The 12,481-nt window shown below is 63.7% G+C and carries 11 protein-coding genes, 1 tRNA gene and 1 pseudogene; 2 read left to right on the forward strand and 11 right to left on the reverse strand.

Annotated elements, in window-relative coordinates:
• Positions 1-17: 17 nt before the first annotated feature.
• The 8 genes from rplK to JFC13_RS18295 form a co-directional block, all read right to left on the reverse strand.
• Positions 18-455 (reverse strand): 50S ribosomal protein L11, encoded by a 438-nt coding sequence (rplK, locus tag JFC13_RS18260; RefSeq protein WP_198398453.1) that lies wholly within the window; start codon positions 453-455, stop codon positions 18-20.
• A 205-nt stretch (positions 456-660) separates the two neighbouring features.
• The gene (gene nusG / locus JFC13_RS18265; RefSeq protein ID WP_198398454.1) at positions 661-1,593 is read right to left on the reverse strand and encodes a transcription termination/antitermination protein NusG; all 933 of its coding nucleotides are present in this window, start codon (positions 1,591-1,593) and stop codon (positions 661-663) included.
• A 94-nt stretch (positions 1,594-1,687) separates the two neighbouring features.
• Positions 1,688-1,963, reverse strand: coding sequence for a preprotein translocase subunit SecE (secE, locus tag JFC13_RS18270; protein ID WP_198398455.1), 276 nt, complete (start codon positions 1,961-1,963; stop codon positions 1,688-1,690).
• A 98-nt stretch (positions 1,964-2,061) separates the two neighbouring features.
• Positions 2,062-2,134, reverse strand: a tRNA-Trp gene (locus tag JFC13_RS18275).
• A 126-nt stretch (positions 2,135-2,260) separates the two neighbouring features.
• Positions 2,261-3,943: a metallophosphoesterase family protein gene (locus tag JFC13_RS18280; RefSeq protein WP_332839462.1), complete on the reverse strand. Its 1,683-nt coding sequence runs from the start codon at positions 3,941-3,943 to the stop codon at positions 2,261-2,263.
• A 23-nt stretch (positions 3,944-3,966) separates the two neighbouring features.
• On the reverse strand, positions 3,967-5,046 hold the full coding sequence (locus tag JFC13_RS18285) for a UDP-N-acetylmuramate dehydrogenase (protein WP_198398456.1): 1,080 nt from the start codon (positions 5,044-5,046) through the stop codon (positions 3,967-3,969).
• Positions 5,043-5,486, reverse strand: coding sequence for a MaoC/PaaZ C-terminal domain-containing protein (locus JFC13_RS18290; protein WP_198398457.1), 444 nt, complete (start codon positions 5,484-5,486; stop codon positions 5,043-5,045). The genes JFC13_RS18285 and JFC13_RS18290 overlap by 4 nt, the downstream gene beginning before the upstream one ends.
• A complete protein-coding gene (locus JFC13_RS18295; RefSeq protein ID WP_198398458.1) occupies positions 5,483-5,932 on the reverse strand; it encodes an FAS1-like dehydratase domain-containing protein in 450 nt (149 codons plus the stop codon). The genes JFC13_RS18290 and JFC13_RS18295 overlap by 4 nt, the downstream gene beginning before the upstream one ends.
• A 281-nt stretch (positions 5,933-6,213) precedes the next feature.
• Between JFC13_RS18295 and JFC13_RS18300 the strand changes: the two genes are divergently transcribed.
• Together JFC13_RS18300 and JFC13_RS18305 are read left to right on the forward strand one after the other, a co-directional pair.
• Entirely contained in the window at positions 6,214-8,004 is a 1,791-nt protein-coding gene (locus tag JFC13_RS18300; protein WP_198398459.1) for a biotin carboxylase, read from the forward strand.
• Positions 8,005-8,080: 76 nt separating this feature from the next.
• Positions 8,081-9,292, forward strand: a complete 1,212-nt coding sequence (locus tag JFC13_RS18305) for a serine hydrolase domain-containing protein (RefSeq protein ID WP_198398460.1) — start codon at positions 8,081-8,083, stop codon at positions 9,290-9,292.
• An 80-nt stretch (positions 9,293-9,372) separates the two neighbouring features.
• Here JFC13_RS18305 and JFC13_RS18310 read toward each other — a convergent pair whose 3' ends face one another.
• The 3 genes and pseudogenes from JFC13_RS18310 to JFC13_RS18320 form a co-directional block, all read right to left on the reverse strand.
• The gene (locus tag JFC13_RS18310; RefSeq protein WP_198398461.1) at positions 9,373-10,599 is read right to left on the reverse strand and encodes an MFS transporter; all 1,227 of its coding nucleotides are present in this window, start codon (positions 10,597-10,599) and stop codon (positions 9,373-9,375) included.
• A gap of 33 nt (positions 10,600-10,632) precedes the next feature.
• A complete protein-coding gene (locus JFC13_RS18315; protein ID WP_198398462.1) occupies positions 10,633-11,754 on the reverse strand; it encodes an NAD(P)/FAD-dependent oxidoreductase in 1,122 nt (373 codons plus the stop codon).
• A gap of 86 nt (positions 11,755-11,840) precedes the next feature.
• Positions 11,841-12,481 (reverse strand): annotated as a pseudogene (locus tag JFC13_RS18320) (pyridine nucleotide-disulfide oxidoreductase); the annotation flags it as partial.

A 12,481-nucleotide genomic window follows, 5' to 3' on the forward strand; every position in this document is an offset into this window, starting at 1 on the left:
CAGTGAAATGTCTGGTCTCAGACCTCGATGTCGGTGGTCACGCCCATGGAGCGAGCGGTGCCGGCGACGATCCGGTCAGCCTGATCCAGGTCATTGGCGTTGAGGTCAGGCATCTTCGTGGTGGCGATCTCGCGAACCTGGTCGGCGCTCAGGTGAGCAACCTTGTCGGTGTGAGGAGTAGCCGAGCCTGACTTCACGCCTGCAGCCTTCTTGATGAGTTCTGCAGCCGGTGGGGTCTTGAGAATGAAGGTGAACGAACGATCTTCGAACACCGTGATCTCGACGGGAACGATGTTCCCGCGCTGGGACTCTGTTGCGGCGTTATAGGCCTTGCAGAATTCCATGATGTTGACGCCGTGCTGGGCAAGCGCCGGACCAATCGGAGGCGCCGGGTTAGCGGCACCTGCCTGAATCTGGAGCTTGACGAGGCCGGCTACCTTTTTCTTGGGAGGCATATTCGGTCCTTAATCTTGAAGTTTCGATGCGCCAGAGAAATACGGCGCATCGTTTGAAATCGGCTTCCGATGGGAACCGAGATCAAACCACACCAGTATTCCATGCCTGCAGACCCTGGAGCAAATGTCGGTGACAGGCATCACTGGGCGTGAATGGCGAAAGGGCCCGGAGATCACCGGGCCCTTTCCTACCGTGAAAATCTGCTCAGAGCTTGGAGACCTGGTCGAAGCTGAGCTCGACGGGAACGTCGCGTTCGAAGATCGACAGCAGCACGGTGAGCTTCTGTGATTCCGGACGGATCTCCTGGATCGTTGCGGGGTGACCCTCGAAGGAACCCTCCTTGACGAGCACGGACTCGCCGACCTCGTACTCCACCTCGGTGATGGGGGCGGACTTTGCGGCCTGCTCGGCCTGCACACCTTCGGCGGCAGCGGCTTCGGCCTGGCGCTCTTCGAAGATCGGAGCGAGCATCGTGAAGACCTCGTCGATGGACAGAGGAGTCGGGTCGTAGGCGTTGCCCACGAACCCGGTCACGCCCGGGGTGTGGCGAACCGCGCCCCATGACTCATCGGTGAGTTCCATGCGCACGAGCACGTAGCCCGGAATGCGCACGCGACGGACCTGCTTGCGCTGGCCGTTCTTGATCTCGACGACATCTTCCATCGGCACCTGGGACTCGAAGATGAACTCTTCGAGGTTGAGGCTGATGGAACGGTTCTCAAGGTTCTGCTTGACGCGGTTCTCGTAGCCTGCGTAGGAGTGGATGACGTACCAGTCACCCTCCTGCATGCGCAGCTCCGACTTGAACTCTTCGGCCGGGTCGACCTCGTCGGCGGCAGATGCCTCATCCGTCTCAGCAGAGTCGGCTGCTGCGTCATCGCCTGAGGCAACCTCAGCAGAGTCGGCTGCGGCACTGTCATCGTCAGAGACGGCGGCTTCGTCAGAGACGGCATCGTCGGCAGGTGTCTCTTCGGAGACAGCCTCGTCAGCGGGCGCGTCTTCGACCTGCGCGTCGTCCGCGCTCACAGCGGAGGTTTCGTTCTCGACGTCTTCCACCACTGGTGCAACGCTCGACTCCTCTGGAGTGGCGTTCTGTGTCTCAGGGGTTTCCTGCTCAGGTGAACTGGTATCCGACACCGATCAATTCCTCGCTTCGCGTGTAGTGATTCCCATATGGGAGTGAAGGGTCTGCAACGTGTTTGAAATCCAAGTGATCACCGCTGGGGGTGAGTCACCACAATGGCCACAGCGGTGTTCCGCCGAAGACGAATCCGACGAGCTTGCCGAACACGAGGTCGAGAACTACCACGAGAAGCATCATGAAGAGGATGAAGCCCAGCACAACCAGGGTGTAATTGACCAGTTGCTTACGTGTCGGGGTGACGACCTTCTTCAGCTCCGCGATGACCTCGCGGAAGAACTGCAGGATTCGTCCGAAGAACCCGAGCTGCTTGCGACTGGTGCCTTTGGGCTTATCTCCAGTCTTCTTTGCCGGTGTGTCTTCCACACATCCTCACTCGGTCGGTTTCCATTGGGACAGCACAATTGTTCAAGCCCGTCGAGGACGGCGTTTCGCCGATATGACTCAAGCAGATATCAACTGCGCAGGGGTGACAGGACTCGAACCTGCAACCTACGGTTTTGGAGACCGTTGCGCTACCAATTGCGCCACACCCCTTCGATTCGACACCCTCGATTCGTGTTCCCCGAGTTGTGTCCAACCACGAGAAACGAGCATACCGTCTGTGACCGCAGTTAGTCGAACCGGGCTCCGACAGCTGCCTGAACTCGACTTCATCACCCCTCAGTCCTCCTCGTTCGCGGGCTCTGTCTGCGGCGGCTGAGCGACCAGCGGCACAGGCTCCGGGAAGGTCTTCCATGGCTCGATCGTGACCGTCTTGTCGGGGCTGACAGTGACGATCTGGACGTCGATGGGCCGTTTGGTCCGATTGTCCACGCGCACGATGCTCAGCTCCGCGTCCATCTTCAGCGGCCCCGGGGTCAGGGCGTTCGCCAGGGCGCCGCCTGTCGTCGAACTCACATAGCGGACTCCGCTGCCCAGGGGCTCCGGGCCGACTCGCCTGTGCCAGTGTCCGCTGAGGCTGTACTGCGCACATCCGGAGCGCAGTGACGGGGCCCCGATCCGCGCATCGTGGATGAGCATGATGTCGAAGTCGCTCGCGCAGGCCTCGTCGTTGAGCTTCTGCGCGTACTGATCGGCGGTGAGATCGGTCTCAAGCTGCGGCCCGGACCCGAACACGGTCCGACGGGGGTCCGGTCCGCCGAAGAACGTCACTCCGCTCATCGTCGCACTCGTGTCGTCGAGGACCTTCCACCCCTTGCCTCTCGCGTGATTGGTGGTTTCGGCGGAGTCGTGGTTGCCCTTGACGATCATCCGCGGCAGCTTGTCAGGCAGTTCGTCGTCGAGCACGTCAAAGCAGTAGTTCTCCGCCGAGGTGCCCGTCATCGTCACGTCTCCCCCATCGATGTAGGCATCGGCCTCGCTCATCCGAGTCACCACGCCGACAACCCGGGCCATGCCGATGTTGCAGTGCAGGTCAGAGCCGAAGACGAATGTCGATACGTCAGCGTTCAGCCCTTCTGCGTCCCCACCGGGCCGAGGCACCAATCCCTGATCCGACCAGTTGCCGGTCTGGGGGCGCGTGGTCCATTGAGTGCGCAGGTTCTCCAGCACTTGGTCGTAGAAGGCGTCGTTGTCGTCGGCGAAGTCCTTGACCGCTGTGAACGCGGCATCGATGACCCCGCCGAGGCGGCCCGTGACCTGGGCACCCTCCAGTGGGGTCCCGTCGAAGGCGGGATCGGCGTCGAGAGGCTTGGGGCGGGTGAGGACTGCTGTGCCGACACTTGCCAGGACGAGGATGGTGACCAGACCGATGCCGATGAGCTCCTTGCCCACGAAAGCCCTCCCGATCCCGGCGAGCCGAACGGGCCCGAGGATGAACGCCAGGGCGACGACCGCACCGCTGATGAGGCAGACGGCCAGGGCCCACCGGGCCAGGATCGCTGTGGTCAGGCCGTCGATGACCTCGTTGACCTGTGCCTGTGGGGCCGAGAACAGGGAGGCATAGGAGGCGATGTCGCCGCCCAGGGCATCGACCGCTCCTCCCCCGACTCCCTGCTCCGATCCATCAGAGGCGCCGTCTGACCCGTCGGGGGAATTACTGTCAGAACGCCGTTCGGAGGCACCTGTGTGGGAGTCGTCCTCGTCTGCTCCGGAGACCGGGATCTGACCGATGTCGACAGTGAGTCCCAGCCCCATCGGCAGATAATCGTCTGCGGGGACGAGCAGTTTGCCCAGCGGACCGAAGTCAACGGTCAGTCGGGAGTCTGCCGTGATCTGATAGCTGGCCTCATGCGGGCCGAAGCTGAGATCAGCACGTGCAGACAGCAGTGCCCATGGCAGGGTCACAGCCGCGACCACAGCAATGAGGATCAGCAGGGCTGAGGTTCTCCGACGGGGCGACACGGGGTGCATTCCAGGGCACGGTCTCAGAGCGAGCAGGCGATGAACGTGGGTTCAGGCTCGAGGACGATGCCGAACTTCTCATTCACCCCGTCGACCACGGTGCGGGCGAGTTCGAGGACGTCCTCCGTCGCCGCCTGGCCGCGATTCGTCAGCGCCAGAGTGTGTTTGGTCGACAGGCTTGCCCGACCCTCTCCGACGCTGAAGCCTTTGGAGAATCCCGCATGTTCGATCAGCCAGGCGGCCGAGGTCTTCGTCCGTCCTTCGATCGTCGATCCGCTGAGTGGATCGGTGACCGGGTAGCGGGGCGCTTCGGCTGGCAGCTCGGCGGGGTCGTCGACGATCGGGTTCGTGAAGAAGGAGCCAGCTGACCAGGTGTCGTGGTCGCCTGGGTCCACAACCATGCCTTTGGACCTGCGCAGGGAGATGACGCTGGTGCGCACCAGCGTGGCCGGCACCGACTCCCCGATCTCGACGTCCAGCGCCGAGGCCAGCTGTGCGTAGCGCACCGGCAGTGAGTCCGGGCTGCGGTTCAGGTCGAAGGTCACCGACAGCACCAGGTACTGGGCAGTGCCCGTTCTCTGCTGCGCACGTTTGAGTGCCGAGGTGCGGTAGCCGAACTCGAGTTCGACGGCGCTGAGGTGACGGATCTGACCGGCGAGGCGATCGAAGACCTCGACCGAGGTGATGAGTTCGGCGACCTCTGTCCCGTAGGCGCCGACGTTCTGGATCGGAGTCGCTCCGACGGAGCCGGGGATCCCGGACAGGGCCTCGAGACCCGAGAGACCGCAGCCGAGGGTGAAGGCGACGAATTCGTCCCAGTTCTCCCCCGCCTCGGCGGTGACACGGGTTTCGGTCTCCGAGGTATCGGTCATCGTCACTCCCTTGGTGGCGATCACGCACACGTCGGCGTCGAAGCCGGAATCGGAGACGAGGAGGTTCGATCCGCCGCCGATGAAGAGGACATCGGCCGCGGGCTGCGCCGACAGACTCAGGGGATGGTCACGAGAGAAGTCCACGAGTTCGTCCCTGGTCTCGCCGATGTGCAGCTTGGCTGCTGGGCCGCCGAGGTGGAACGTCGTGAACTCTGCCAGATCCTTCGTCACCGCGAGACTCGGATCTGGGTGCGGCTGAGCACATCCTGGTCACCGGACTTCACCGTGACGTCGATGCGGGCGGTGCCCACAGCTCCGTCGACGGCCCCGACCACCGCGGTCATCGACAGGGTGGCGGTGGGTGTGGCCGGTGTGCCGGATTCGGCGTCGGGGACGAGCACCGGCGCGGAGAATCGTGTCCGGTAGTCGACGATCGCGCCCGGATCGCCGATCCATTCGACGACAGGGGCGATGACGACGGCCATCGAGAGCATGCCGTGGGCGATGACTCCCTCAAGACCCACCTCGGTGGCGAAGCGTTCGGACCAATGGATCGGGTTGTGATCGCCTGAAGCACCCGCGTAGTCGACGAGCGATGCTCGCGACAAGGGGATCTCGGCTTCGACGACGGTGTCTCCGATGGTCAGTTGGGAGAAGTCGGTGACGCTCATTCTCCGTCTCCTCTCACGACGATGGTCGAGCTCACTGTGACGACAGGCTGTTCGGCGGCGTCGGTGATCTCTGTGCGGGTGGTGATCATGGCGTTGGAGCCCGACGCCCGCACGCCGTCGACGTGGGTCGTGGCGTCCAGGCTGTCACCGGCGACGATGGGCCGGGTGATGGTGAACTGCTCCGAACCGTGAACGACCTTGGAGAAGTCGATGCCGGACTCGGGGTCACTGATGTAGGCCGCTTCGGACTTCTGCGCGATGATCACGGCGAAGGTGGTCGGTGCCACGACGTCGCGATAGCCCAGGGCGGTCGCTGCCTCGGTCTCGAAGTGGTAGTCGGCCTTCGCATTGGTGGCCAGCGCGAATTCCGCGACCGCCTCCCGCGACACCTCATAGGGGCGTGGCAGAGAATAGCTGGTTCCCTGCTTATCGGTATTCACCGGCATAGTGGCTCTCTTTCGAAAAGACGTGGTGATCCCAGCCTAGCGGCCCCTCACCACGCGAGGGGAATTCACCCGACTGGTGCGCTCGACCTCGGATTTGACCGCGAATTCGCATCGGGTTCATCCAATTGATGCACCATCGTCCTCAGCCCCGAAAACTGATATAGGTTGTTGTCCACATCACGTTTGACGTTCGACGTCCGAATCATCGCCGCGATGAAGCGGGCGGACGGCTCAGGTGACTGCGAGCAGTGAGGCCAGATGTATTGACAAGGAGTAGTGCCATGACGAAAAAACCTGCAGGCCCAACCCCGTCGAAGACGGCTGGGAACACGGACGGGTCGGGCACGCCGGCCAGCACGCCCGGCCCAGGAGCAGGCTCGAACAGGCGTGTGGTCAAGGACGCTGTCGCGGTTCCCGGCACCGGTCGACCAGCCACCTCGACCGAGGCCCGCATCCCCGATGCCGCTGCCGCCCCGCCCCGGGCAGTGCCGGCAACAGCGCCCGCCCCAGTTTCCACCTCGGCGCCGGATCCGGCAGATGTCGAAGTCCATGTCGGCACCGATGCCGCCTATGCGGGCAAGGAGGCCGAACGGGTCCAGATCCGACGGCCGCTGCGCAACATCTCCGAGGTCCGCCACTTCTTCCGCACCAACATCACACCGATCTATTTCATCGGTGCGACCCCATTCAACCTGCTCGGCCTCGACCGCTGGGTCCGGAACTTCTCCTACATCACGTACTACGACGGATGGGACGGCGGGCACCCCCGCGTGTTCTCCCCGCGCTACAAGCCGTTCGTCGAATTCGACAGTGGTGAGGCGATCAACAACTGGCTCCTCCTCAACGCCGAGGTGCGCGCCCATATGACGGCGAATGTGCCCCACGGTGAGCGGCCCAAGGTGGCCATGGTCTTCTTCGACGAGGAGACCGAGCGAATCTGCCGCGAACTCGGCTACGACCTCATCCTGCCCTCGGCGACGCTGCGCAACCAGCTCGATTCGAAGATCGAGACGACGAAGCTCGGCAATGAGGCCGGGGCCTTCTCCGTGCCCAATGTGCTCACCACAGCCGACACATACGCGCAGCTCAACGCCGAGGCCGAGAAGGAGAACCTGGGCACCGACCTCGTTGTCCAGACCCCCTACGGGGATTCGGGGAAGACGACGTTCTTCATCGCCGCCGAGGAGGACTGGAACCGGCACAAGCACGACATCATCGGCGAGCAGCTGAAGATCATGAAGCGCATCAACAACACGCCCGTGGCGGTGGAAGCGGTGATCACCAGCAGCGGAGTCGTCGTCGGCCCGTTCCTCACCGAACTGGCCGGCTTCGCCGAGCTCACCCCGTACAAGGGCGGTTGGTGCGGCAATGAGATGACCCCCGATGTGCTCACCGCCGACCAGCGCACCCGGGCCAGGGAACTGGTGCGGCGCATGGGTGAGGGACTGCGCAAGCGAGGCTACCGCGGCTTCTTCGAGGTCGACGTGCTCGTCGATCTGGATTCCGATGACGTGTATTTGGGCGAGCTCAATCCGCGCATCTCAGGAGCCTCGGCGATCACCAACGTCACCGCCGGCGCCTATGCCGACGTACCGCTGTTCCTGTTCCATCTGCTCGAATACCTCGACGTCGAGTTCGATCTCGACGTCGATGAGATCAATGAGCGGTGGGAAGAGCTCTCCGGGGCTGATGAGTGGAGCCAGATGGTCATCAAGGAGACCGCTGACATCACCGAGTACATCACGCACTCACCGCTGACCGGTCAGTACTTCCTCGATCAGTACGGGACTCTGACCTACAAACGCGCCGCGCTCGACTGGCATCCCCTGCAGAACGGCAATGAGGTGTTCTTCCTGCGCATCTTCGGGGCCGGAGAATACCGGTGGAAGGGCGCCGACCTCGGTGTGCTCGTGACGAAGAACCCGCTGCAGACCAAGGCCGGGGGTCCGAACGCACTGAGCATCCGGGCCAAGCACTTCATCGATTCGATCCGTGCGATGTACGCCGGTGTGCCTGTTGCTGTGGAGGATCCCTCACCGGCTCTGGGCGGCCCAGGAGCAAAGGGCGATTGACATCCGTGGTGGTAATCTCTTCACGGACTGACGCAAATACTGCCGACTGCACGAGACGAATTCGAAGAGGTGGAGAGTGACCGAGACGTCGCCGGACAATACTGTGCCCGTCGCCCCCGTCATCGACAAGGACAACTGGCAGGATGCCGATAACGTCCGCTGGTCCTTCCAGCACGTCGATCAGGTGCTGCCCACCACGCCGATCTCTCGCGGGGCCGGACCTGTGGCAGAACTGCCCGTGGAGCTGCAGGACCTGGGCAGCATCGAGGTTCCGAAGACCGAGTTCTCCGAGGCTCGCAGCGTGCGCAGCGTCATCGAGGCCAGCGACACGGATGCGTGGATGGTCATGCACAACGGCACGGTGCTCACCGAGGAGTACTTCTCCACGATGCGCCCGGAGACCGAACACCTGCTGATGTCGGTGAGCAAATCACTCGTCGGCACGGTGGCCGGTGTGCTCGTGGGCGCCGGGGATCTCGATCCGAACCGTCTGGTCACCGATTACGTCCCCGAGCTCGCCTCCTCCGGATATGCCGGGGCCACGGTGCGTCACATCCTCGACATGCGCTCGGGAATCAAGTTCTCGGAGAACTACCTCGACCCGAAGTCCGAGGTCAGGCAGATCGAGGAGTCGATCGGCTGGTCTGAGACGAGCCCCGAGGGCCAGGCCAAGGGCATGTATGAGTTCCTGACCACGCTGGAGGCGAAGTCCGAGCACGGTGGGGTCTACGAATACCGTTCGTGTGAGACCGATGTGCTGGGTTGGGTGTGCGAGAAGATCGCCGGTGAGAGCATGCAGGCCCTCATGTCGCGCGTGCTGTGGTCGCGGATCGGAGCCGAACGCGATGCGCTCATCGCCACCGACCAGTACGGTGTGGGCATGTTCGACGGTGGCATCAACACCACTCTGCGCGACCTCGCTCGCTTCGGCTACCTGTATGCGAACCAGGGAGTCTCCCTCACCGGTGAACAGGTGGTACCGACCTCGTGGGTCGGGGACACGCTCACCGGCGATGCGGACACCAGGAAGGCCTTCGCCGACGGTCCCGATGACAATCGGATGCCCGGCGGGATGTATCACAACCAGTTCTGGTTCCCCTTCCCGGATTCGCACGCCTTCCTCGCCTTGGGCATCCACGGGCAGATGATCTACATGAACCCGGGAGCCAACTTCGTCGGCGTCAAGCTCTCCAGCTGGGGCCTGCCGCAGGATGCTGCCAAACTGTTCCCCACGATCCGGGCCTTCGACGCCCTGGCGAAAGCAATCAGCGCACCGATCGTCGACTGACTTCTCCGGCGCGCTGTGCAGCACGCGGCAGCTCAGTGAAACACGCGGCGGCTCAGTGAAACTTGCGGCTGCTCAGTGCTTCAGGTGGCGATTCGCACTGTGCGGAACGGCGAGAACCACAGGCCGACAGCAGCCAGGGTGAAGATCCCAGCGGCGATGATCAGCGCGAGTTCAGAGCTCGTGGCGGCAGCGAGGGCTCCGGCCAGCGGCGACACGATGACCACGACTGCGCGATTCGTCGATCGCATCGTCGTGTTCGTCCGCGCCTGGAAACCGTCGGGAGTGATCGACTGTCGGTAGGCCATTTCGTGGGAGTTGCTCACCCCGATGCCGAATCCGTGGAGGAAGACTCCGATGAAGAGGACGGGCACCGCAACGGCGCTGACCGTTGCCGCCAAGAGGACGAGTACTCCGCAAGCCGAGCACACGTGCGCGAGGATCACCGCCCGACCATTGCCCAGCCGCTTCCCCGCCGCACGAGAGCTCAGCGCGCCGATCATTCCGCCTATGCCGCTGCCGGCCATGACGATGCCGAACCAGAAGGTGTCGACGCCGACGTCGTTGAGGAAGAAGTCTGCGGTGACAGCCGCAAGGATGGCCTGCGCGGCGAACCACACATGGGTCCATACGGCGAGATCTCTCAGGCTCGGAGTCGAATAGACCCACTTCAGCCCGGCTCCGATCTCCCGGCGCAGGTTCGGCTCGGCAGATTCTTCGGCCCGCGATCGGCTCGGCTCCTCAACGTGGATGAGAGAGACGACGACCGCCGAGAACAGGAAGGTGCCTACATTGACGAGCACAGCGAACGGTGCCGCGACGACCGCGAGCAGCGCACCGCCGATGGCCGGACCAGCCGTCTCGGCGACGGCGTTGGTCCCGTCGATCCTGGCATGGGCAGACTGCAGCCTCCGTGTCGGAATGAGACGGGGCACGAAGGCCTGTGAGGCACTGTCGTTGATGAGAGTCGCCGTTCCCAGAACCGCTGCAAGCAGAAGCAGCGCGCTCAGATTCAGCAGGTCCAGGTACCACAGCACCGGAATCGCACACAGCAGCAGCGCACGCACGAGGTCGCTGGCAATCATGACGGGCCTGCGGCGAACCCGATCGATGAGCGCACCCAGCACGAGGCCCAGGAGGAGATAGGGAAGCCACCTCGCTACGTTCATCCAGCCCAGGCCGACGGTTCCCGCGTGCAGGTAGTCGACGACGATGACCTGCAGGGTCAGGATGGTGATCCAGCTGCCGAATCCCGATACGGTTTCGCCCGCCCAGAACCAACGAAAGGCTCGGGGCAGCTGCGCGCTCATGGCTTCAGGTTAGCAAGGCACTGTCTTGCGAGGTCACAGGCCCAAGTGCGCGATCTCTGCTGCTTGCTGGCCGAGGATCGCTCTGGCGATTGCGTCGCCGATGAGCGGACCCATCGTCAGCCCGCCCGCACCGAAGCCGGAAGCCAGCCACAGGTCTTGCGCACCGGGGGCAGCCCCGGCATAGGGCAGCCCGCTCGTGCGCGTGGACATGGGCCTGACTCCGACTCTCGTCTCCAACACCGTGGCCTCTGCGAGTCCGGGAGCGATCCTCAGTGCGTCGTCAAGGACCTGCTTCTGTCCTGCAGCTGTTGTGCGGGCGTCGAATCCGACACCGTCCTCACGGGTAGCGCCGATGACGACTCTGCCTCCGTCGAAGGGAGTGATGTAGTGGTGGTCGAGCGGGTGCACAGTCGGCCATGGCGAGGTGTTGATCCCGTGCAGACCCAGGTGAACCAGCTGCCCTCGCTGCGCGGTGATCGCCACGCTATGACCAAGCCGCTGCAGCATCTCCGTGCTCCGGGCTCCACCGGCGACGACGATGGCGTCGAAGTCCTCCGTCGCCGAGGTGGTCCCCACCTTCCAGCTGCCGCCTCGGTGTCCGGTGGAGACAGTTCTCGCCGAATCGTGCACAAGCCGGGCGCCGTAGGCGTGTGCTCCGGTCAGAATTGCATCTCGCAGGGTGCGACCATCGACTCGACCGCCCCCGGTGATGAACAGGCCCGTCATCTCCGGGGCGATCGGCGGGAAGATCTCGAGCAGATTCGCAGAGTCCATGTCGTGGACCTCGCCGGCAACGGACCCTGCACCTGCGGCACGATCACGGATGAGTCGGGCCGCCTCGGCGAGCACGACAGGATCTGAGTTGACGACGAGTGCACCGGATCTGCGGTATCCCAGATCGGGGATCCCCAGAGCGCTGAGGCGGTTGAGGAAATCCGGGTAGAAGTTGCCTCCGGCGGCATAGGTCTCGTAGTAGGCGCCGGTGCTCGTCGAGACCCAGGGAGCAATGATGCCAGCACTGGCGGCGGTCGCCTGACCGGCCATGGCATCGTCGAAGATGGTGACGCTGACCTCGCGTGAAGCCAGGCCGAATGCGACCGAGGCGCCTGCGATTCCGCCGCCGATGACGGCAACCCGAGCTGATGTGTCGATCACGGAAGTGCGTCTCCTCTGACGAGTGCGAACCTTGCTTGGGGGCTGTTGATCACCTCGAGCCTACGCCCACCAGCCTCTGATTCGGCTCAGGTGCCGGAGTGGGATTCGCTCCTGACCTGATCACGGGCCTCACGCAGCATGGCCTCTCGAGTCGCGATCTTCACTCGCTCACGACCTTCGGCTTCGCCGAGCGCCTTCTCTGCTGTCTCCAGCCGGTGGTAGCCTTCCCAGTCCGCGTAGTCGACGCCCTTGGATTCGAGGAGTTCGACGATCGAGTCCTCATCGGGGAACAGCGGTTCGGTGAGTACGCCGGCGGCGCGGTCATCGAGGATGTGCCCGATCGTCTCCAGGGCATCGCCCTTGGTATGACCGATGAGTCCGACAGGACCACGCTTGATCCAACCGGTCGCGTACACGCCCTGGACGACATCGGCCTCAGCCGTCGAAGCCTGCTCTCCTGTGTCCACGACGCGTCCCTCGTGATTCGGGATCACACGCTTGGCCTCGTCGAAGGGCAGCTGCGGCAGAGGCGTGCCGGCATAGCCGACGGCGCGATAGACGGCTGTGACGTCCCAGTCGATGAACTCTCCCGTGCCCGTGACTCCCCCTGTGCCGTCCAATTCCTGGCGTTCCGTGCGCAGGCCGGTCACAGCATCCTCGCCGAGGATGGCCACCGGGGAATGGAGGAAGTGCAGGTGCAGACGGCGCTTGGCCCCCACCGGCTCAC

The organism is Brevibacterium antiquum (genome assembly GCF_016107655.1).
Classification (GTDB): Bacteria; Actinomycetota; Actinomycetes; order Actinomycetales; family Brevibacteriaceae; genus Brevibacterium; species Brevibacterium antiquum.